This is a genomic window from Streptomyces sp. NPDC005576, assembly GCF_042871745.1.
GTDB lineage: Bacteria > Actinomycetota > Actinomycetes > Streptomycetales > Streptomycetaceae > Streptomyces.
Genome location: NZ_JBIAJC010000003.1, coordinates 343,735 through 365,833, shown reverse-complemented (window position 1 = coordinate 365,833; position 22,099 = coordinate 343,735). Strand labels below are relative to the sequence as shown.

Below are 22,099 nucleotides of genomic sequence, written 5' to 3'. Positions count from 1 at the left end.
CACCGCCCTCATGCTCCACGCACACACGCACACACGCTCACCGGCGTCGGTCGCGGTGATGCCCCCTTGTTCCTCTTGTCCCCCTTATCCCGCATGTCCCCCGTGGGTACTGAGCCGTCCGGCTCGTATCCCTCGCCGGTCGCGTCCCGCGCCGGTGCGGTGCGTGCCGTCCTCACGCCCCTCGTCACGTGAGACGGGAACCCTGGTTCCCCGAAGGGCCGTTGGGCCGCACGCAGAACACCACACCGTGGCATGCCTTGCCCCGGTGTGGTGCTGGGTGACGGGTGACTTCTCCTGAAAGGGCCGCTGTGTCAGCGCACCGCCTTCTGCCCCTTGGGGCCGACCGCGAACCACTTGCCGTCCAGACCCTGTCCGTTGAGGTCGCCCGCGCCGGCATCGCCGGAGAAGCGGTAGACGGGCCAGCCGCCGACCGTGACCTGGACCTTGCCGTCCGCCCGGCGGACGGCGGCGACGTCCTTGGGGTTCACCCCAGCCAGATAGACGTTGCCGCCCTCCTTGATGGTGACGGGCGGCCACTTGGCGGCGCAGGTGCCGTTGCAGTTCGACTGGCCCGAGTCGGCCCTGTCGCCGTCGAACCGGTACAGGACTGCCTGGTTGATGTTGATCAGATGGGGTGCCGCCAGTCCGGGTGAGGTCACCGCCGCCAGCTGCACCCACTGGGGCGGAGTCTCCTGCACCGCCGTGCCGACCACGGTGCCACCGGTGCCGTTGAGGCCGGCGTCCCGCGCGGTGGAATCGACCACCTGCAGAGCCGAGTTGCTCCCCTGCTGATCGGGGGCCGCGCTCGTGGGGGCCGCCGACGACGTGGCCGGTGCCGGTGCGGATGCGGATGCGGAGGTGGATGCGGAGGTGGGGGTGTCGCCGCTGCCGATCTGGATCGTCCTGCCGCACGCGGTCAGAGCCGCCGCAGCACACAGCGCTGTGACGGTGGCAAGAGTGGCGCGACGCGTTGCAGCGCCGAAGGTCGGCCGTCCGCTGAAATACGAGGTCATGCGAGCAACACGACACAGGGGCCGTCCGGGGTTCAACACCGTGCCCGGATCACCTCGGACGAGACGGATTGAACGTTTCTCCCCCGCGGCCTCGTGATCCTCCCGGAAACAGATCCCATCGCGCAGGAACGGGAGTCAGCAGTGGCGTCGGACGTCTACATCCCCGTCAGCGAGCTTCGACAGGCTCAGCAGATGCTGGGCTTCGTACACGACTTCATCGATATCGACCGCAACACGTTCGACTTCGACGCGGCCTTCGGTCCCGAACTGGCCCGGGGCGCGGCCCAGAATTTCGAGGACCGGTGGAACGACGGCAAGTCCCGGCTGCGGAAGCAGGTGGAAGGCATCAAGGACGCCATCGACAACATCCTGGAAACCATGGCCAAGACGGATCAGGACGCGGCGGCACATCTCAACGACGGTCACGGCAGATGATGTGCCCGACGGATGCACTGAAGGGTGACCGATGACCACGGCTGAGCGCTTCCTACTGGACATTCCCGATGGATGGCAGCAGATCGATCTGAGCGGCGAGGAGATGGCACGGGTCCGTGCTCAGGCACTCTCCTCGACCGACGACCCGCGGGAAAAGGCTCACATCAACGACATGTTCCGTCAGGGCCGCGAGGTGGCCAGAGCGGCCCGCCGCCACGGAGCGCTGCTGGCGACGGGTACGGCGACCCTGTACCCGGAGGGGCTGTTCATGGCCTACGGCATGGTCTTTGCCGTCACCACGCCGGCCGGGCAGGAGCTGACGCTGCCGGTGCTGTCCGCGCAGCTGGGTGTCTCCTCGGCCTCCGGTGCGGCACCGAAGGACCGTGTGATCACCTCGGTGAAGGTGCCTCACGTCGGCACGGTGGCCCGCGTCACGGGCACCGAAGTGACCCGGGTGACCGGTGACATCGACGTCAAGCTGCTGACGATGCACACCATGATGCCGGTGCCCGGCAGCACCCAGGATTTCCTGGTGGTCACCCTTGCCAGCCCGAACCTGCCGTTGAGGGACGAGGTGTACGACCTCTTCGACGCCATTACGGGCACCTTCAGGCTGGTCACCGCCGACGGCGTCCAGGTTCCCGCGGGAGCGGGCGGTGCCGAGGACCACTCCTCCGGCTGAACCCCGTACCGAGATCCATGGACGTGGTTGCGGGGCGGCCGTCGTGCAGACGGCCGCCCCGCATCGGCGCCGAAACCCCTCCCCCGCCCTGTCGCCGTGGGGGTGCGCCTCCCGGGGGAAGGGAGGCGCACCCCGGTCTCTACCGGTTCGTCTCCGGGTAGGGCACCTGTACGGTCCTGAGCACCCCGTCGCCCAGGTGCAGCAGCCCGCGCCCCGGTTGCGGGGCCTGTCCGACGACACCGCGGGTCAGCTTCACCCCGATGACCTCCCCATCGCTCAGTCCCTGCGGGGAGAGCAGCATGCCGGTGCGGTTGCGTTTGACCTGCCCCATCCACCCGGCCAGGCTCAGCGACAGCGATTCGGCGTTGCCGGCCGCGAGTACGCCCCAGCCGGTTCCCGCGCCGCCGCGGGCGAGCAGGGCGAGGTCGGGATCGATCTCGGCGCCCATGAAGAGTTCGGCGTCGTCGACGACGATCACTCCGTACTCCTGCGAGACGTTGTTCAGTGCCTTGCGGAAGTCGCCCACCGCCACCTCGGCGTCGGTGATGACGGTGACCACGCCGGGCCGGCCCTCGAGTCCGCGCAGAGGTGAGCGCCGCGGCGCCAGCACGATCAGGCCCGCGCCGGCCGCCAGCATGGACTCGGACGCCGTGAGCAGGGCGGTGCTGCGTCCGGTACGCGGCGGCCCGGCGATCACGAAGGTTGGTACGTCCGTGAAGTCGGGGCCCAGCGAGGTGAGGTCGTCCCCGCCGACGGCCACCAGGGGCCGCATCGGCCCGCCCGGCTTGTGCAGGGCGAGGGCCTCGCCGTACGTGATCCGGTCCGGCAGGACGTCCAGCCTGATCGCGCGACGTGCGGTGGGAACCGTGGCCTCACGCTCGGTCAGTCGTCGGCCCAGTGCGGCCAGGACCTCGGCCTGGGCGGTGCCCGCGAGGTCCTCGCCGAGTACGGCGATCTGGGCCTCACTGAGATCCTGGGGGCGGATGCCCCGGCCGGGCGCGGGGTCCGAGGGAGCGGACTTGGTGGGGATGCCGACGCTTGAGTAGTCTTGACGGTCGTTGAGCCGGAGGACGATTTTGTCCTCGGTGGTGCCGGAGAAGCGTCCGCCGCCGAGGACCCGGTCACCGGCCAGTACGACGTGGATGCCCACGCCGGCACCGTCGCGCAGCAGGCGCAGCAGGCGTTCCAGGTAGCTGCCGTTGTCGTACGCGGTGAATTCGCGTTCGAAGACCTCGAACCGGTCGACCAGCAGCACGATGTGCGCGAGGCGCTCGGGGGCGGGCTGGTCGCGGCGCAGTTCGGTCAGGTCGGCGGTGCCGCGCGAGCCGAGGATGCTCTGGCGTGCGGTGAGTTCGGCGCCGAGGCGTTCCAGCAGGCGGCCCATCCGCTCCGTCTGGGTACGGTCGACGACGGCACCGCAGTGGGGCAGCGCGGTGAGTACGTTGAGCGCGCCGTTGCCGCAGTCGATGCCGTACAGGTGGACGTCGTCGGCCCCGTGGGCCTGGGCGATCGCGGCGGCCAGGGTACGCAGTGTCTGGGAGCGTCCGCTGCGGGGTGAGCCGATGATGTGCAGGTGGCCCGTCCGGTCGAGGTCGAACGTCAGCGGCGCCCGGTTCTGCTGTGCGGGCAGGTCGACCATTCCGTAGGTGACCGGCGGCAGCGCGGCTTCGCGTTCGGGGGTGGGAAGGGGTGCGGGGGCCGCGGTCCACGGCAGCACGCTGGGCAGCGGGGGCAGCCAGGGGCTGGGCTGGCGCGGTACCGCGACGAGTGTGGAGGCTTCGGCCACGGCTTCGACGAGGACGGCGAGGTCGGTGATGGCCTCGGTCTGCGCCGCGGGGGATTTTCCGCGTCCGCGCGCACTCGGCAGGGGGCCTCCGAGGTCGTTCCAGGACACTGGCAGCGCGCTGACGGTCATCTCGGTTCCCGCAGCGGGCAGGCCGCCGGGACGGCGGCCGCCGACGCGTCCGGACTGGAAGGGCAGCAGCGCTGACGGGCCGAGGCGGGCGTAGGCACGGCCCGGGTTGGCCGGGGAGATGTCTCCGGAATCGGGGGCGTCGATGATGTCCCGGCTCTCTGCGGTGTCGGTGGTGCGCAGCGCGATCCGCAGGTTGGTGTTGGCGCGGATGTCCGGAGTGACCGCACCGCCGGGCCGTTGGGTGGCCAGTACCAGATGGATGCCCAAGGACCGGCCGCGCTGCGCGATGTTCACCAGGCCCGAGATGAAGTCGGGCAGTTCACGCGCCATGGAGGCGAACTCGTCGATGACCAGCAGCAGCCGTGGCAGCGGGGGCAGGGCGTTGCCGCCGCGCGAGCGCTTGTCGAGGTAGTCCTCGATGTCTTTGGCTCCGGTCTGCGCCAGTTGCGTCTCACGGCGGCGCAGTTCGGCGCCGAGGGAGACCAGGGCCCGTTCCACCAGCCGGGTGTCCAGGTCGGTGACCAGGCCGACGGTGTGGGGCAGGTCGGCGCATTCGGCGAAGGCGCTGCCGCCCTTGTAGTCGACGAGGACGAACGTCATCTCGTCGGGCCGGTTGACCACGGCGAGCGTGGCGACCAGTGTCTGCAGCAGCTCCGACTTGCCGGAACCGGTGGTGCCGGCGATGAGGGCGTGCGGGCCGTCGCGCACCAGGTCGACGGCGAACTCCCCGTCGTAGCCGACGCCGAGGATCGCTCGAGTGGAGCGGCCGCCCAGCGACCAGCCCGCCGCGAGGGCCTGCGCGGTGGGCGGCTCGATCTGCAACAGGTCCAGCAGCCGGACGGATCCGGGCAGCGCGCTCTCGTCGCTGTCGCCCACCCCACGCAGGGGGGCGAGTGCCCGCGCGAAGTCCTCGTACCAGGCGGGCTCCGGGAAGTCGCCGCGGACCTTCTCCAGGGCGGCGGCGGATCCGGTGCGTACCTTGGTGGTGCCGGTCTCTGCCTGGGTGACGACGACGGCACCGCATTCCTCGGGGAGCAGGCGCTCCTCCCGCTCGATGCAGATGGTGTGGACGCCCACGGCGGGGCCGTCGCGGAGCAGGGAGATCACGCCGGGCAGAGAGCGGGCCCGGCGGGCTTCCTCCAGGATGACGAGGATGTCGGGGTAGCCGTTGGCGCCGCCGCGTGTGATGTCGGGTCCGGCGGCGCCGCGGGCGGCGACGATCTGGCCGAGTTCGCCGATGCGGCGGGCCAGGGAGTCGGCGGTGCTGCCGATCAGGGCATAGGCGTCTTCGCCCTGCGCCTGGCTGTGGGGCAGCCAGCGGGTCCAGGACCAGCCGGGTTCGCCGCCGGGGCCGGCAAGGACGACGATGCGCAGGTCGGTGGGGCTGTGCAGGGCGGCGGCCTGTGCGGTCATCCAGCCTGCCAGGCGGGTGGCGTCCGGTCCTGCCACCCCGGCGACCCCCACGCGGCGCAGGGGCACGGCCACCGGCACTTGGTAGAGCCGGGGCACTGTGGTGCGGTGGTTCTCGTCCTGGTCCGGGTCGTCGACGCTGACCGACGACGGCAGATCGGCGGTGCCCGCGCGTATCGACAGGAAGTCGGGGTCGCGCCAGCGTCGTTCCCACAGCCGTTCCGACGGCTGGGCCGCCATCTGGAACAGTGCGGCCGGATCGGGCAGGGAGAGGCGGAGGTTGTGCTGTTCGTCCAGGACGGCGGCGTCGATGTCGGCGCGGACGGCGGCTGAGGACCGGTCGTACTCCTCCTTGTTCTCCAGGTACTTCAGCATCGCCTGCTTGCGCCCGCCGAACTGGGTGACCAGGGCCGCTATGGGTGAGAGAAGGGCGATGAAGACGAACGACCACCGGTGGGTGACGATGATGGCGATCGCTGCGCTGCCGGCCGGCAGCAGGAGGATCGGCAGCAGCGGGATGGGCCGCTTGTCGGGCTTCGTGGGGGGCGTGGGCAGCCGGAACCTCGCACCCGGTGCGGGTGGCAGGAATCTCGGCGGCCGGTTGAATTCCAGCCCCAGGCCGTCCTCCGCCGCGACCAGGGGTGCCCGCGCCGATCGCCCGGAGGCGATTTCGACCAGGACGTTGCCGGCGGCGAGCTGGCTGCCGTCGCGCCAAGGGGACGGGTCGAGCGGCGGTTTGCCGTCGAGCAGGGCGTTCTCGGTCTCGAGGAGTTCGGCACTGCCGTCGAGGTGGACACGTACCCGTGCCGCGAACATGGGGGCGCCCTCGGCCAGGCGTATACGGCAGCCCGGGCCGGTCCCGATGTCGTAGTCGCCCGGGACGAGTCGGTGGGTGGTGCCCGCGCCCGGCCCGGAGACGACACGGACCTCGGTGCGGCCCTCGGGCTCGGCCTCCTCGTGAACGGGAGCACCGAGCCCCAGGTCCATGCCGTCCCGCACACCCGCCGCCTGCAGGGTGCCGCGTGGGTCGACGAGCGTCGAGCCGATGTAGAGGTCCGGCTCCGGGGGTGTGGGTCCGTCGGCCCCCGCGTACCCGGCGGCCCGCGCCAGTTCGGATGCGAAGCTTCCCGCGGTGGCGGTGGGTTCCGTCTGCACGGCGACGGTGGTGGACACCCGTTCGGTCCGCGGGTCACGAACGCTGACGGTCAGTCGCACGGCTCATCGTCCTTCTCGGTAGCGGTGGGTGCGGGCCCGCACGCGCCGAGGCGGCGCGCCGGGCCGAACGGGGTCAGGACAGGGTGGAGCCGAGCTGGTTGTCGGTCTGGTCGAATGCCTCACCCACGGTCTTCACGTACTGACCGATGCCCTGCAGCCCTTGGTTGACCTGCTCGAATCCCTTGGCGAACTCGTCGAAGAAGGGCGAGAACTTCTGCTGGGCGGCCGGGGTGCTGTAGCCGTCGGCGAGCAGGTTGGTGATCTTGCCCCTGACCTCGTTCAACTTGTCCTGAAGCTGGGAGAAGTCGTTGAGGAGAGCCTGCGACGTCGATGCGGTGGTGTCGGAGTTGACGCTGTAGTTGGGCATGGGGGTACTCCTTGTTGGTTGGTGCCGTCCATCCGTTCAGGGATGGAGAACTGAAGGTGCGAGGGTGCCGGTTCGTGTCTGGCCCTTCGCGTCGGAGGGGCGGGCGGTGTCCCGGTGCGGGTGCGTCGTGAGGCGGGAGGATCGCCCGTGTTCGGGATGTGCTCGGGCGGTCCGACAACGTCGCGAGGTGCCGTACCGGGTGCTGTTGGCCCGGAGGGGCTGGTCGGGACAGCCCTTAGGCCGCGGGTGGCGGGGAGTCGGGTCGTGCCGGGGGTGTGTCCGGGAGAGTGGGTGATGGCGGAAGGGGGATGTCGGCAGGGTTCGCCGGCACCGGCGGTGTCACGGGCCGGGCATCCACCGGCGAAGCAGGTGGCAGGTCCACGGGGGTGGCGGGCCGGGTGTCCACCGGCGACCCAGGCGGCAGGTCCGCCGGGGTGGCGGGCCGGGTGTCCACCGGCGACCCCGGCGACCCATCCACCGGGGTGGCGGGCCGAGTGTCCACCGGCGACCCAGGCGGCAGGTCCACCGGGGTGGCGGGCCGGGTGTCCACCGGCGACCCAGGCGACCCATCCACCGGGGTGGCGGGCCGAGTGTCCACCGGGGTGGCGGGCCGGGTGTCCACCGGCGACCCCGGCGACCCATCCACCGGGGTGGCGGGCCGAGTGTCCACCGGCGACCCCGGCGACCCATCCACCGGCGGTGTCACGGGCCGGGCATCCACCGGCGACCCAGGCGGCAGGTCCACCGGGGTGGCGGGCCGGGCATCCACCGGCGACCCAGGCGGCAGGTCCACCGGGGTGGCGGGCCGAGTGTCCACCGGCGACCCAGGCGGCAGGTCCACCGGGGTGGCGGGCCGGGTGTCCACCGGCGACCCAGGCGGCAGGTCCACCGGGGTGGCGGGCCGGGTGTCCACCGGCGACGCGGGCGACCCATCCACCGGGGTCACAGGCCGGGCATCCACCGGCGACGCGGGCCGGGGGGGTGTAGGGGGCGGAGGTGTCACGTCGGACGGAGCCGGCGCCGGCCGCGGGCCGCCCTTGAACGGGATTCTGTCGGTGAGGTTGTCGACGTGGTGGCCCAGACCGGCTTTGCCGATCGCTCCGGTGCCGAGCTTCGAGGCGGAGTTGGCGATCTCACCGGCCGCTACTTCCTTGGGGTCGCCCCCCTGGGCCACTCCGACCCCGATCTTCGTACCGAGGGTGGCGCCCTCTTCGAAGAAGCTGCCCAGTTGGTCGGATGCCCGCTTCCCCGGCGGAGCGCTGATCGAGGGTTCGGTGGTGTCGCCGAAACGTCCACTCTGGCCTTCCCCGACCGGCGGGTTGCCCCGCCCCTTTCCGATGGCACCCACTCCCGACTTGAACAGGCCCCCGGCCACGGCACCCGCCGCGGCTCCGGCGAAGACACCGGCCGCTGTGACTGGGTCATGGTTGGCGGTCTTGGACACCGCCTCGATCGCGGAATTTCCCAGGAAGTTGCCCGTGACCTCCGCTCCCGTCTTGACCACGGGACTACGCAGAAAGGCTCCGACGACCTTGTGGTTGGTCAGCGTCTCGCCGACCTTTCCTATGAAGCCGTTGGACTTGGTGATCAGGCTGGAGTTCTTCACCAGGGACGTCAGAGCCGGACTGATGGCCTGCACCGCCCGGCCTCCGAGCTTGAGCAACGCACCACCCGGGACGATGCCGAGCAGACCGGTGAGGAAGTCACCTGCCTTGACGCCGCCGGTCTGACTCGCCACGACTTGGTTGAACAAGAACAGCGCACCGCCGAGCAGCGCTCCGACCAGCGGGAAGAACACCGCCACCACCGCGATCAGGATCGACAGCAGGATCTGCACGAAGGGAAATTCCTTGAAGAAGTCGGCGATCTTCTGGAACACGTTCCGCTCCGGGATCGCCTCCTCCGCGGCCCGGTCCAGGACTTCGGCGCACCGGCGCTGTGCACTCTCGCGCATGGTTTTCGCCTGCTCCGCCAGACTCCTGGCCGCGCTCATCTCGGCCTGACTCGCGTCGATCGAGTTCTGGAGCGTGCGCGCCTGTGCCCTCTCCTCGTCGGTCGGGTCGGCACCGACCTGCCGAGGAGTCTGGTTCGCCTGGGGCGCGGCGGCTCGCGCCCGGTCCACGGCACGGTCGAAGGTGCTCTGCGCCTCCTGCAGCCGGGGGATGTATTCGCGGTAGGCGTCGGCCGCGTCGTGGTACGACGTCTTCGTCGTCAGCAGCTTGTCCGGCAGATCGTCACCGATCTTCGCCGTGAGCTGGCTCATCGCCGAACCCGTGCCCTTGGCTATTCCTCCGTCTTTCTTCACCATGTTCTGCGCCCGCTCCGCGGCGTCGCCGATGTCCCGGTAGCGCTTCTCGATCTCCTGGATGCGATCGGGGGTGCCCGGTGTCGGGTCCGCATCCATGCCAAGCAGTTGGAAGTCCTCGGGGCTCGAGTGCCGACGTGCCATTTCGATCCCCCGGTCCGGTGCCTGTGACATGCGATCCACAGATACACGGAGCCGTGCTCCGGGAAGGTTCAACGAATTTTGCCGACTTCGAACGTTTCTGCCTCGCGGCGCCGTGTAGTCGATGCAAGTAAGTTCCGGACGACCATGGGCGGACACGATGAGCAACGGCGTGGGCAAGGTGCCCGAGCACCGGCCGGGGACTGCCACGGCACACCACATCCCGCACACACTGCTGTGTGCGCTGACAGCGCTGCTGACGGCGTGTCTGGTGGCCTTCGGCACGACTCGCCCGGCGGAGGCGGCGCCCGACGACGACCTGGTCAAGGTGTTCGTGGTGCCGGACCCCGCGCAGGCCGGCGGACAGCTCGCCACGCTGGGTTCGATCGCCGGCGCCACGCTGGGTGACCCGGGCCGGGCCGATGAGATCTTCACGTTGAACCGCGGTCTGGCCCAGAAGGACGGGGTGGCACTCGACAGTCCCGATGACCAGCTCCGTCCGGGCTGGATCCTGCGGCTGCCGCAGGATGCCGCGGGCCCCGCTGTGCAGCTGGCCCGGGACGCCGGCGGCCGGGGCAGCGCCGCCGCACCGCCCGGCCCCGGCTCGACGCCCGCCCCGGCACCGGGCGGGCAGTACACCGTGCTCACCATCCCCTTGGCCGCCGCACTCGCACTGCTGGGCGCGGTGCTGCTGGCACTGATCACCGCGAGCATCGTGGGCCGACGCAAGGTGCGGGCCGGGTACACGGCAGTGCGGCGCGGTGTCCACCGGCTGAACGAGCCCGTTCGCCGGCGCCGTAGTCAGGCGCGACGGCGGAGCACCAGCCGCTGGTTCGACACGGACCTGGAATCCGTCCGGCGCGCGTACGGCACGCTCGACGAGTTCGCCGCCACGGACCGCGAGCCCGCGAAGGCGGTCCACGCCGTGTGCGTGGAAGAGGCCGGGCTGACGGTGTGGCTGCCGGCGTCCGAGACGGCGGCCGCTCCGTGGTCGGGCATCGGCACCACACGCTGGCGACGCCCCGACCCTGCTCCGACACGGGCGAGCGGCTCGGCCTCCCGGACCCTCCCGGCCGACGCCTTCCTGGTGCGAGCGGGCACGAATACCGAGGGCCGTCCCGTCTTCGTGGATCTCAGCCGACTGGACGGTGTCCTGAGTGTCGGTGGCGACAAGACGGTGGCCCGTGACGTCGTGCAGAACCTGCTGGCGGAGATCGCCCGCACCCGCCCGAACACACCGGTGACCGTGCTGCACGGACCGGCCGGCACTCTGCCGCTCACCGTGCCGCCGAACCTCCGGCAACGGCCCGCGCTCCCCTCGACGGCGGCGGCCAGTCCTTTGGCCGCCCACGTAACGGTGAGCGCGGGCGCGTCGCGTCGTCCGGTCAAAGGGCTCGTCGTGGTCGCGGGCCCGCCCGGCCCCGAGGAGAGGGCCGAGCTGGCCGCCCTGTGCGGACCGGGCGGTGCGGGCTGGACGGGACTGGTCTGCGGCGAAACCCAGGACGCGCACTGGCGCTGGTACGCGGACGGCGCCGGTCACGTCGACATCCCGGTGCTGGACCTGCGTCTCACGGTTCCGGCGTGACGTGCGGGCCCGGTTGCCGGACCGCACGCTCCCGCCGCACAGTGCCGGCTGTTCAGCGGGGATCGCGACGGTGCAAAGGCGCCGAGGGTCCGGAGCAGCTCCGCTGCGCCCGTACGACACTTCGCGGGAGCGCCCGCGACCCTGCTTGATCGACTGATCCAGAAAGCGGCTAGTCTGCCCCTGTGGCACGGATCAGGGAGTTCGACATCGACCAGGCGGTTGACCGCGCCATGGACCTGTTCTGGCGCCGCGGCTACGCCGAGACCTCCTTGCAGGACCTTCTGAAGGAGCTGTCGATCGGCAGTGGCAGCTTCTACGCGGCCTTCGGCTCGAAGGAGCAGCTCTACATCCGCTCCCTGGAACGCTATGTCTCGCTGCAGCACGGCGACCTGGAGAAGATCCTGGACGAGACGCCGGAGATCCGGTCGGCCGTCCGCAAGGTGCTGGTTTCCCTGATCGAGAGGGACCTGGCCGACCCCACGCGCGGCTGTCTGGTGGTCAACACGGTCACGCAGTGCGGCAACCAGTCCGTCGCGGCGGACCGCGTCAACGCTGCGCTCGGGCACTTCGACTCCTTGCTCGCCGGTGCCCTGGAGCGGGCGCGGGTCCGGGGCGAGATCTCTGCCGGAAAGGACCCGAAGGAACTGGCTCGGTTCCTGACGACGTTCGTCCAGGGCATCAGGGTCGTCGGCCAGGCGCGGATGGGCAGAGACTTCGTCGAGGACGCCGTCTCCACGGCGATGCGCGCGCTCGATTGAGGACCTGCGGGAATCCGGCGCGTTAAAGCCTGTATGGGGTTGGCTCGCGACGTCGCGGGGCTGAGCACGCGCAACAACTTCATACACGCCCCAGCGCCCGTGCTCGCCAGGGTCCAGCGTCCTTTTCGTATCGGCTGATCCGTGACGCTGTCGTGAGACCGGAACTCGCGGACGAGGCCGGCGGACAGCCGCACGCCACCCCGGAGCGGCCACCGCCGGAGATCCTCCGGCCGTCGGCGGATTTCCGGATCGGTCCCCTCCGGTGCCGTCCGCACCAGCCCTGCCGATCAGTCGCCTGGAGCAACTTCCTCAACGGCATGAACGGCGTCAGCACCCCCTGGCCGCTGCGCCGGCCGCCGACTTCGGCTGGAGCAGCAGGCACCACGTCATCGACCTCGGCGGCGCCCTCGGTGCCGTTCCGGCCGCCGTGCTGGGTACCCACCCGCACATGACCGGAGCCGTCTTCGAACTGCCCCCCGTGAAGCCGGTTTTCGAGGCGTTCGTCGCCGCGACCGGGCTGAGCGAGCGACTCACCTTCCACGGCCGTGACTTCTTCACCGACGCTCTTCCCCAGGTCGACGTCTACGTCGTAAGGCCAGATCCTCCACGACGGGAACCTGGAACCTGGAACAGCGCCAGTTCCTCCTGAAGAAGGTCTAGGACCCGCTGCCCGAAGGCGGAGCCCTCATCGCCTACGACGCCGTGATCGACGACGAGCGCCGCCACAACGCCTACGGGCTCATGCTGTCGCTGAACATGCTCATCGACACCGAGGACGGCTCCGAGTACACGGTCCTGGATGCCACCAAGTGGCTCCGGACCGCCGGCTTCACCACGGTGGAGGCCCGCCACCTCACCGGCTGCTTCACCACCCCAACCGCAGCAGCGGAGTCGCGGAAAGGGGCATGCGCCCACTCGGACGCACACCCCCACCGGCCACCGAACCACCCGCACATCAAGCTCATCGACCGAACATCAACGCGGAACACCCCGCCGGCACGGTCGACACCGACGGGGCACCCCGGGGCAGCGCCCCTCACTCCGGGGCGGACAGATCCGCCCGCCGGAAGCGACGCCGCGCTCCAGCACTGCGCACGACCGTCGGATCAGACAGCCACAACGGCGTTCCCGGCCGAGGCGGAGGCAGCCAGAGCGCCATCGGTCCGACGAATGGCCGCTTCCAGCTGCTCCGGGGTGTAGCCGTGGACCGCGATGACTTCAACGTCCGTGATGCCGATCCAGCCGAGGACACCGCGGATGTACGGAGCATGGAAATCCATCGAGGCAAAGGCCGGGTTGTCGAAGTCGCTGCCGGACGCTCGCAGGACGACGGCCTTCTTGTCCTTCAGTAGCCCCTCGGGGCCGTTCTCACCGAAGGCAAAGGTGCGCCCGCCCCTGACGACCTGGTCGATCCACGCCTTGAAGGTGGCCGGGACGCCGAAGTTGTACATCGGCACGCCCAGGACCAGGACGTCCGCGGCTTCGATCTCGCGGATCAGACGGTCGGACGCCTCCAGGGCGGCCTTGGTGCCCTCGTTCGCCGCCTCGGACGGGCCGAAGACACCCGTGATCCACTCCGGGGAGACGAAGGCAGGAGTGTCCACGGTGAGGTCGCGGTAGGTGACCGTCCCTTGCGGATTGCCGGCCTTCCACGCTTCAACGTACTGGGCAGACAGCTGACGGCTCGCGGAGCCTTCGCCGCGAGCGCTGGAGTCGATGTGCAACAGGTGAGTCATGGGTGTACCTCAGATCTTTCTGTATCAATCAATCCACATTTTGGGCCACCGAATCACGCCCGTCAGCGGCCTGGATGCCAATCTACGAAACGTTTGTTGAATCGTCAACTATCAAGCTGGATCGCTTGCCTGACGGCCCAAGAACGGAGCAGGCGGCCTCCGCCAGGCAACCGGTGTCAGTCGGCCCAATCGAGAGCGACGTGGTGATCCCGGGCCGGCCCTCGACACCTGCGCGGCCCTACCGCGCGGACTCCTGGCTGGAGCGCACGCCGGTGCGTAAGCAGAGTTACGTGTGGTCGCACCCGGAGGCGGAAGCGCACCGCCAGGCCGACGACGCGACACCTCCCCGGACCGGCGACCCGAACTCGGCCTTCGCCGCACGCCGTCCGCCCGTAGAGGCAAACCGTCTCGTCCACACGGAATCCCAGAATCGGAACACCAGTGGCACCTTCGCGGTGAGGTGGTGACACCACCCCACCGCACATTCAGCAAAACTCACGTTCGACACGGGGCAGCGGAGGTCGGTCAGGGCAGGATCGAGTCGACATAGCCACCGTCGACACGCACCGCCCCTCCCGTCGTGGCGGATGCCTTGTCCGAGCTGAGATAGACCACGAGGTTCGCGACTTCCTCAGGTTCGATCAGCCGCTGGAGCAGGGACTGGGGACGGTACTCGCGCATGAAGGTGCGCTCTGCCTCGTCCCAGGGCAGATCACGTCCCACGAGATCGTAAACGAAGTCCTCAACGCCACCCGTATGGGTCGGCCCGGCGAGGACGGAGTTGACCGTCACGCCCGTGCCCGCCGCTTCCTTGGCGAACCCCCTGCTCACGGCCAGCAACGCCGTCTTGGACATGCCGTAGTGAATCATCTCGCTCGGGATGACCAGGGCCGATTCGCTGGACATGTACTGGACGCGGCCGAAGCCCCGGGTCATCATGCCCGGCAGGTACAGCTTGGTGAGCCGGACGGCGGCGAGGACGTTGATCTCGAAGTAGCGCCGCCACTCGTCGTCACTGATCTCCAGAGCCGGCTTGGCGCCGAAGATGCCGAGGTTGTTGATCAGGATGTCCACCTCCGACAGAACCTCCAGGGCACGGCCGGCGCCCTCCTCCGTGCCGAGGTCAGCGGGCACGGCGACCAGTTCTGCCTCTGGCGCTTCCTTCTGCACCTTTGCCATGGCCTCCTCAACCCGTCCGGGGTCACGCCCGTTGATTCCGACGCGGGCGCCGGCGCGGGCGAGCCCGAGAGCAATCGCCGCCCCGATGCCCTGCGTCGAGCCGGTCACAAGCGCCGTACGCCCTTCGAGATTCAGTTCCATCAGATCGCCATCCCGTTGACTGCGTGTCGGATCGGCTCATCGTCGTGACGAGTCGGGGCCTTCCCAAGGCCTCCTGAATCATTACGGATCGGCCGGATACCCGCGCGGCGTCCCACGCGCGCCAAGGGCTGCCGGTGCCGGAGTTACTCGACAACGGAGTAAGTCCGATGCCCGACCCGACAACTGAACGACCGGGCATCAAGAGGCGACTGGCCAGCAAGCGCCACACCCTCGCCGGCCCTCGGTCCACGCCGGCAAAGGCCGTGCTGACCAGCGGAATTGGAAACAGCAGCACACAATCGCCGCCGCTGATCGAAGGAGGCTGCGGCAGTCGCAACCCTCCCGGGCGGCGGTACCGACCTACTGGAAACCCGCACGTCGATCTCCCCCGGCGGGACAACCCGCGAGTGCACTCACAGACCATTTCCTGTGCACTGGCCGGAATTCGGGAAATGCGGCCGGTCCTCCGTTCGTGGCCACGGATGCGGCGGCATCTCCGGGACTTCTCTTCTCCGGGACTTTGGGCCTCGCGGCGGGCTACCCGGCCGCGCTCCAGGGGGTCTGCCGACTCGCCGTTGTTACGCGGAGATCGCGTCGATGGCGGTACTGCTCCGCGCGCCCGCGCGCGAAAGGGAGAGTGCTGCCGGGCGGTGCTCCGGACGGCGGGGATGGACACCGCCGACGAGACGGTCCTGGCCGACGGGGGCAGTTCCGTCATGTGTGGTGGATCAGTGCGCGGCGTCGGATGCGGTGCACCATGCGCGGTGATGTCGGCTGCCGATGCCCCTTCTCGCGGCTGAACGGATCACCGTACGAGAGCGAAGCGCTCGTCGGTTTCGTACAGCGGTGAGTCATGCGGATGACGGGACTCGCTGCGCCGAGTAGCGCGCCATTCGCGGGGGGTCATGCCGTAGTTGAGCCGGAACACCCGGCTGAAGTGGGCGGCGCTGGTGAATCCCCATCGGTGCGCGACCGCGGCGATCGTGACGTTTCCGTGGATTCCCAGGTCACGGCGGCACTCCTCCAGACGACGCCGCTGGGTCCACCGGCCGACCGTGACGTCCTCGCTCTCGAACAGCTTGTGCAGGTAGCGCAGGGATATGTGATGGGCCTGGGCGATCGCCTGCGGGGTCAGATCGGGGTCGGCGAGATGAGAGTCGATGAAGGCCTGGATCCGGAGCACCAGTGCCCGGTTCCCGCCCGGCGTGTCCGCCGCCGACCGCCCGAGGACCTCGCCGGCCAGCACACCGACCAGGTCCACGACGTTGCGGGCCATCAACTCGTTGGTGTGGGGCTGGTAGTTGCCGGCCCCGTCCACGAGCCCGGCCAGAAAGGGGGAGAGCAGACCGCCGAGTGATGTGCCGGGGCCGAGTGGGCAGGCGGTGATCCGCGCCATGTCGGACTCCCCCAGGCCGAGGAGATCTCTCGGCAGAACGAGGGACTTGGTCCGGAAGGGCTGGGGAAGGTGCAACGTGAGGGGGCGCGCCATGTCGTACAGGAAGATGTCCCCGACGCCGAGGAGCGCTTCACGGCCATCCTGTTCCAGGCGGCCCACTCCTTTTTCGAGCAACTTGACGACGACGTAGTCGATCTGGTCGTCCTGGCTGACGAGTTGGCGCGTGCGCACGGCGGAGAGGCCGTCGCCGTCCACCGTGACGGCCTGGAGCCGGCCCAGCGGTGTTGCGCGGATCGCTCCGGAGTACACCTCGTCGGGGACGGTCATGTTCACGGCACCGAAAGTCTGGGACAGGGCCTCACGCCAGTACGGCCGCCTCTCTTGGGTGGGCAGTGAATCAGTGGTGTGGAAGCTGCCCGGGGCGCTCCCCTCCTCGACGTACGGCGCCATGCTCTCTGCCCTTCGACCGGTGTTGTGCCTACTGCAACACCGTGCCAGCCGACCCTGGGGCGGCACATCGCGTGAACCCGCTAGATCAGCGACGTAGCCGAGGGAGGACGAGCAGCGGGCGGCCAAGGACGGATGCCCATGACCGTGCTCCAGGGGTGGGGACGGCTCAGTCGCTGGTCGCGACGTGCTGTGCGTCCCTGAGGGCTTCGTCCGGTGTCTGCTCCCCCGCCAGCGCCGACTGGATGGCGGTGTAGATGCCGGTCGCCGCTCTGGGCCACCTGACGCCGAGTACGCCGGTCCGGACGCGCGCTGTTCTCACGCTCTCGGCGAAGACCGTCATGGACGGGTTCCGCGCGGCGTACCGGGCGGCTACCGCCGCGCGGGAGGGCACGGTGAAGTGCTGCTCGGCCAGGGTGAGCATGTTCGGGGACTCGTTCAGGCAGGCGAGGACCTGGGCGGCCTTCTCCTGCCGAGCCTCGGAAGACGTCTGCGGGACTGTCCACACCTCACCGCCGAGTGGCGTGACCAGGGTCTGTCCCGCCCGGGGCACGGGCACCGGGGCCACTCCCCAGTGCAGGTTCTCGTCCTTGTTCAGCTCCGGAATCCGCCAGGGGCCGTTGATCATCATGGCCGTCCTCTTGGCGGCGAACTGGTCGTGGACGTCGGCCTGCGTCCAGTTCAGCACCGACTTCGACATGGATCCGCTCTTCACGAGGTCCACCCACAGCTGGAGCGCCTGGGCGGCCCGGGGGGAGTCCAACTGGTTCTCGTGTCCGCCGTTGGACCACAGAAAGGGCAGGAACTGCCACGTGCTCTCGAAAGTGGCGCTCGCGTCGACCGCGATGCCGTAACGCCCCGGGCCGGTCAGGCGCGCCGCCGCGGCCTTGAGTTCGGCCCAGGTTCTGGGTACGGCGACGCCGGCCTCGGCGAGCATGTCCTTGTTGTAGAAGAGGGCGACCGTACTCACGTAGGGGGCCAGCCCGTAGACCTTTCCCTGGTAAGTGCCCGCGGACAGGATTCCCTCGGCGAAGCCGCTGGTGTCGATGGCGTACCGGTCCAGCGGAGTCAGGGCGCCGGTCTGCGCGATCTGCTGCAGGTCGGGGTTGTCCAGCATCAACAGGTCGGGGAGGGTCCGTGAGGATGCCTGTCGCAGGACCCTGGGGACGAGCGACGCCGGCGGAACGCTCATGTGCTCGACCCTGACACCGGCCCTCCTGCCGCAAGCAGCGAGCACCTCGTTCCACTGGGTGTGCTCGGGTTCGTCGGTGTAGTAGTCGAGCACCGAGATGGAGTCGGCCTTGCCCCGGTCGGGTCCGGCACCGGTTCCATCGACACACCCGGTGATGGCCAGTGCCAGCGCCATGGCCCCGGCCCAGCGGACGGCCATGCGCCGGGGCGGTCGTCGGGCTGATGAGAACATGCGGGCGCCTTACCGAGTGATGTCTGTGGTGGAGGTGGATGTCGCGGACCGGCGAGGACCGGCGGCCCTCGGTAGGCCGTGGAAGTGGCCTGAATCGTCTTCCGTTCGCGTAAATCGTACGCACCCGGGTCGGCCCTTTGCCGGGAGGCCGTCGGAAGGGTACCCACCCGCCCAGGAGCCCGGCCTCGTGCAGCTCGTTGTCGCTACGGTCGCTGCCCCTGCCAGGACGCTTCGCGGATCATCGCCGCCACGCCGTCGGGCTGCGACAGCGCGACCGCGTGGGAACCGTCCAGCACGTGCTCGGTGGCCGCCATGCGTTGCGCCATGAAACGCTGAGCGGCGGGGCTGAGCATCCGGTCGGCGGTCGCGATGCCGTACCAGGACGGTTTCGACGCCCACACCGGCGCGCCCGATCTGCTGGTCAGCGCGGTGCAGGTGATCGGGCGTTGCGTCACCGAGAGCACCTCTCCGAGGCTGGGTGGAAGGTCGGCGGCGTACACCTGCGCGAATCGTTCCCTCCGGATGTACAGCTCGTGCTCCGGGCCGCCCGGCATCCCGGTGGGCACAGGGGTGGTGAAGGTCGCGTCGGCCATGGGAGTGGGGGCGAAGCGGTTCATGACGTCCAGAACGCATTCGCCCGCGTCAAGACCGAACGCCGCGACGAAGCACAGTGCCACGACGTTGTCGGCGTCGGCGGCGGCCTGGGTGATGACCGAGCCACCGTAGCCGTGGCCGACCAGCACGACGGGGACGTCCAGGGCACGCACCGTACTCCCGATGTACGCGGCGTCGTGCGCCAGACCCCGCAGTGGGTTCGCCGGGGCGCGCACGGTCAGTCCGGCGGCCTGGAGGAGTCTGATGACCGCCGCCCACGACGAGGCATCCGAGAACGCACCGTGCACGAGCACGATGGTCGGCGGTGCGAAGCGGGACGCGTACATGCCGGTGACCTCCGACTGGGTGGGGGAACGGCCCAGCCAAGCGCGTCGAGGTGGGGCGGGGCATCGCGTGAACGTACCAACGCGGCCCCTCAGTCGTCGGGCAGGGCCATGACCAGGTTGGCGAGCTGCACCCGGGAATTGATCGACAGCTTGCGGAAGACGGACGTCAGGTGGGTATTGACCGTGTGGGGGGAGACCACGAGCAGGTCCGCGGCCGACCGATTGGTGTGCCCCTCGGCCACAAGACGCGCGATCTTCTCCTCCGAGAGCGTCAGGGCCCCCCATCCGGCAACGGGGCGCTCCGCGGTCGCTTCCCGGCGACTGCCCGCCCCCACGCTGTGCAGAGCATGCTGCACACGCGCCGCTTCGGCGTGAGCACCCACCTCGGCGAACTCGTCACGGGCCTGCGTCAGTGCGCTCACCGCCTGATGTCTCCGGCCTGCTGTCAGGAGCGCCTGTCCGAGATCCGCGTACGCGGCGGCCCGGGCCAGCGGGCGGGGACCTGCGCCGAGAAGCTGCACGGAGCGCTCGAGCTCAGCCACATCGCTCTTCACCAGCCCGGCGGCTTGCGCCGCGATGCCGGTGGCGGTCGGCACGGCGGGGTTGCGCTCGGCGTGGGCCTCGGCCTGTTCGGCCAAGTGCGCGGCGAGCTCGTGCGCCCCGCCCCGCAGGGCCATCCGTACCGCGGAATCGACCCAGTTGCGCAGAAGCCGCCAGCGCATGAAGGGAGCTTCCCGCTGCACGTGCCGGATCTTTTCGACGGCGAGGCCGATGTCCCCGTCGGCCCCGGCGTGGACCGCCTCCAGGAAACGCACGGCGGCTGTGTTGCCCGGACTCGGTTTGGCCGCCAGCCGTTCCCGGGCCGCCTCCAGGTGTTCCCTCGCCCCTTCGCGGTCACCGCGCATCAGTGCGATCCGGGAACGGATCACGCGGCCGTTCACCTGCTGGACGGACACCCGCACCTCGTCTTCCAGCCGCTCCATGGTCACGAGGTCGGCGTCGAGGTCGTCGAGCCGGCCAAGTCCCAGGTCGTACTGTCCCTGGGCCCACAGCAGCATTGCCGGGCGGCTCGTCCCGGCGTCCGTCGCTTGCCGGACGAGCCGTTCACCGGACGCGAAGTCGTCGACGTGCAGGTGCGCGACGATCTCTTCGGGGAGGAAGGCGGAATCGATGGCGCTCAGCGCGGCGAAGCGCTCCAGCGCGACCGCGTTCTCCCCTGCGTTCTGCGCGATCTCTCCGAGCCCGGAGAGGGCCAGGACGTGTGCCTCCCGGTCACCGACGGCGGTGACCGCACGCAGCGCGGCCTCGCCGGCTTCACGCGCCGTGACCAGATCGGGCTCCCGGGACATGGCCAGGGTGCGGAGGCCGGCCAGCCTCGCCCCGATCTCCGGGGCGGCGCCTCCCGTGGCAAGAGCGGCCTCGACCCTCCGACGCAATTCGCCGGTGAGGTCCATGTTCCAGAGCGTGCCGCCCAGGGCGGCCTGCAGTCGGCTGAACGCTTCCAGGGGTGGCCGGCCGGCCAGTAGCCGGTCGCCCGTTTCCAGGGCCTCTCTGTTCCGGCCGGCCCGCGTCAGGCAGAAGATCGCCTGCTCACCCACGGCGAACCGCAGCGGATGTGCTGACGGCACAAGCTCCAGTGCGCGCGTCATCAGGTCGGCGGCGAGGCCGGGCGTGACCGGCAGCACGGCGTCGGCCGCTTGCCGCAGCAGCTCCACGGCCTCCTCGTCCCCGGGCAGGGCTCCCCTGAGGACGTGCGGCACGGCGTCGATCGGCTGGTGGCCCGCGCCGACGATGTGGCGGGCAGCCTCCCGGTGCAGAGCCTTCCGGGCCGAGGGCGGGATGTCGACGTAGACCGCCTGGCGCAGCAGATCGTGCCGGAAGACCAGATGATCACCGTCGTCGTCCAGGAGTCCGGCGCGCACGGCTTCCTCGAGTGCCTCGATCAATGTGGCGGCCGACCGGCCGCAGAGCGCGGCAGCGTCGTGGAAGGCGAACCGGCGTCCCAGTACCGCTCCCATCTGGAGGAAACGCAGGGTGTCGGGCTGCAGGGACCTGAGTCTGCCGCGCACACCCACCACGAGCCCCGGAGGCACGGGGTCGTCGGAGGTCTCCGCGGTCCGCAGCCCCGCGAGCATCTCGACAGCCAGGAACGGGTTACCGCCCGCACCGTCGAGCAGTTCCCGCACGCGTGCGTCCACGGCGGCGCCCAGGGTGTCACCGGCCAGTCGAGCGATGTCCGCACCGGACAGGGGCCCCAAGGAGACGGTGACCGTCGGCAGGTCGACGGGCGCGGCCGCGATGATCTCTTCCGCCGGGCCGCTGGGCTCGCGTCGGCTGGTCAGCACCCACAGTACGGGCGAGGTACGCAGGCGTGCCGGTAGCTGTTGCAGGGCGAATCGGCTCAGCGAGTCCGCCCACTGCACGTCGTCCAGGCTGATGAGTACCGGCACGCTGTCGGCTCTCGTTTCGATCGCCTCTGCCAGGCGCTCCACCAGCCAGATCCGCTGATCGTGGTTGCGGGCCAGATCGGCGAAGTCGTCGCCGGACAGCAGTGGCTGATCTCCCTGCAGGACGCTGGCCGCCAACGACGAGAGCGGCACGATGTGATGCAACTCGTCCGCTTTGCCGACGCCGACCGAGAATCCCGCTGCCGTGGCCTGGGAGACCACCTCGGCGAGCAGTGTGGTCTTGCCGATGCCCGGTTCGCCCTGGATGAGGGCCAGACCGCCGCTCCCGGTGCGGACCACGGAGTCGATCAGCGCCTCGAGTTCTTCGAGTTCGGTCTCTCGGCCGCGCAGACCGCTACGGGACAGCGGACCGCCCAACCTTGCCACTTGTGCCCCATTCCTCCTGCACTCGTCCGTCGGACCCGGTCTCCGCCCATGCCGGCAGGTGGCCGCGATCTTGGGGCCGCAGCCTTGGGGGACGCTGCGTCGCGTTCCCGGCGCGTCAGGGAAGTCCCGGCGACCCGATGACCGTCCAGCGACTCCAGGGAGGCGATGTACTGGTG

15 protein-coding genes are annotated in these 22,099 nt (G+C 69.9%); 5 read left to right on the top strand and 10 right to left on the bottom strand.

The genetic code is table 11. From position 1 onward, the window contains the following. Window positions 1-311: 311 nt before the first annotated feature. Window positions 312-1,013: a hypothetical protein gene (locus tag ACFYPN_RS07775; RefSeq protein ID WP_389297261.1), complete on the bottom strand. Its 702-nt coding sequence runs from the start codon at window positions 1,011-1,013 to the stop codon at window positions 312-314. 192 nt (window positions 1,014-1,205) lie between these two features. On the opposite strand from ACFYPN_RS07775, the gene ACFYPN_RS07770 reads away from it, so the two are divergent. Then, entirely contained in the window at window positions 1,206-1,448 is a 243-nt protein-coding gene (locus ACFYPN_RS07770; protein WP_389297259.1) for a hypothetical protein, read from the top strand. Between the two features lie 31 nt (window positions 1,449-1,479). After that, entirely contained in the window at window positions 1,480-2,130 is a 651-nt protein-coding gene (locus ACFYPN_RS07765) for a hypothetical protein (RefSeq protein ID WP_358764803.1), read from the top strand. A 139-nt stretch (window positions 2,131-2,269) separates the two neighbouring features. Here the strand turns inward: ACFYPN_RS07765 and ACFYPN_RS07760 are convergent, their stop codons facing one another. The 3 genes from ACFYPN_RS07760 to ACFYPN_RS07750 all read right to left on the bottom strand — a co-directional run bounded on the left by ACFYPN_RS07760 (window position 2,270) and on the right by ACFYPN_RS07750 (window position 9,486). Then, complete coding sequence (locus tag ACFYPN_RS07760) at window positions 2,270-6,670, bottom strand: FtsK/SpoIIIE domain-containing protein (protein ID WP_389297257.1); 4,401 nt, start codon at window positions 6,668-6,670, stop codon at window positions 2,270-2,272. A gap of 73 nt (window positions 6,671-6,743) precedes the next feature. Continuing rightward, the gene (locus tag ACFYPN_RS07755) at window positions 6,744-7,037 is read right to left on the bottom strand and encodes a WXG100 family type VII secretion target (protein WP_358764265.1); all 294 of its coding nucleotides are present in this window, start codon (window positions 7,035-7,037) and stop codon (window positions 6,744-6,746) included. A gap of 235 nt (window positions 7,038-7,272) precedes the next feature. Continuing rightward, on the bottom strand, window positions 7,273-9,486 hold the full coding sequence (locus ACFYPN_RS07750; RefSeq protein ID WP_389297256.1) for a hypothetical protein: 2,214 nt from the start codon (window positions 9,484-9,486) through the stop codon (window positions 7,273-7,275). A 157-nt stretch (window positions 9,487-9,643) separates the two neighbouring features. Here ACFYPN_RS07750 and ACFYPN_RS07745 point away from each other — a divergent pair, with 157 nt between their 5' ends. The 3 genes from ACFYPN_RS07745 to ACFYPN_RS07735 all read left to right on the top strand — a co-directional run bounded on the left by ACFYPN_RS07745 (window position 9,644) and on the right by ACFYPN_RS07735 (window position 12,475). Continuing rightward, the gene (locus ACFYPN_RS07745) at window positions 9,644-11,068 is read left to right on the top strand and encodes a hypothetical protein (protein WP_358764263.1); all 1,425 of its coding nucleotides are present in this window, start codon (window positions 9,644-9,646) and stop codon (window positions 11,066-11,068) included. A 182-nt stretch (window positions 11,069-11,250) separates the two neighbouring features. Continuing rightward, the gene (locus ACFYPN_RS07740; RefSeq protein ID WP_358764261.1) at window positions 11,251-11,826 is read left to right on the top strand and encodes a TetR/AcrR family transcriptional regulator; all 576 of its coding nucleotides are present in this window, start codon (window positions 11,251-11,253) and stop codon (window positions 11,824-11,826) included. 262 nt (window positions 11,827-12,088) lie between these two features. Further along, a complete protein-coding gene (locus tag ACFYPN_RS07735) occupies window positions 12,089-12,475 on the top strand; it encodes a methyltransferase (protein ID WP_358764259.1) in 387 nt (128 codons plus the stop codon). 457 nt (window positions 12,476-12,932) lie between these two features. Here ACFYPN_RS07735 and ACFYPN_RS07730 read toward each other — a convergent pair whose 3' ends face one another. The 6 genes from ACFYPN_RS07730 to ACFYPN_RS07705 form a co-directional block, all read right to left on the bottom strand. Further along, entirely contained in the window at window positions 12,933-13,562 is a 630-nt protein-coding gene (locus ACFYPN_RS07730) for an NAD(P)H-dependent oxidoreductase (RefSeq protein WP_358764257.1), read from the bottom strand. A 525-nt stretch (window positions 13,563-14,087) separates the two neighbouring features. Further along, window positions 14,088-14,882, bottom strand: coding sequence for an SDR family oxidoreductase (locus ACFYPN_RS07725; protein ID WP_358764255.1), 795 nt, complete (start codon window positions 14,880-14,882; stop codon window positions 14,088-14,090). A gap of 805 nt (window positions 14,883-15,687) precedes the next feature. Next, window positions 15,688-16,728 (bottom strand): helix-turn-helix domain-containing protein, encoded by a 1,041-nt coding sequence (locus ACFYPN_RS07720; RefSeq protein ID WP_358764253.1) that lies wholly within the window; start codon window positions 16,726-16,728, stop codon window positions 15,688-15,690. Window positions 16,729-16,894: 166 nt separating this feature from the next. Next, window positions 16,895-18,148 carry an extracellular solute-binding protein gene (locus ACFYPN_RS07715; RefSeq protein ID WP_389297252.1) on the bottom strand — a complete coding sequence of 418 codons (1,254 nt, stop codon included), beginning with the start codon at window positions 18,146-18,148 and terminating at the stop codon, window positions 16,895-16,897. Between the two features lie 203 nt (window positions 18,149-18,351). Continuing rightward, window positions 18,352-19,089 carry an alpha/beta hydrolase gene (locus ACFYPN_RS07710; protein WP_358764249.1) on the bottom strand — a complete coding sequence of 246 codons (738 nt, stop codon included), beginning with the start codon at window positions 19,087-19,089 and terminating at the stop codon, window positions 18,352-18,354. A gap of 89 nt (window positions 19,090-19,178) precedes the next feature. Beyond that, window positions 19,179-21,923, bottom strand: a complete 2,745-nt coding sequence (locus tag ACFYPN_RS07705) for an AAA family ATPase (RefSeq protein ID WP_389297250.1) — start codon at window positions 21,921-21,923, stop codon at window positions 19,179-19,181. Between the last annotated feature and the right edge of the window lie 176 nt (window positions 21,924-22,099).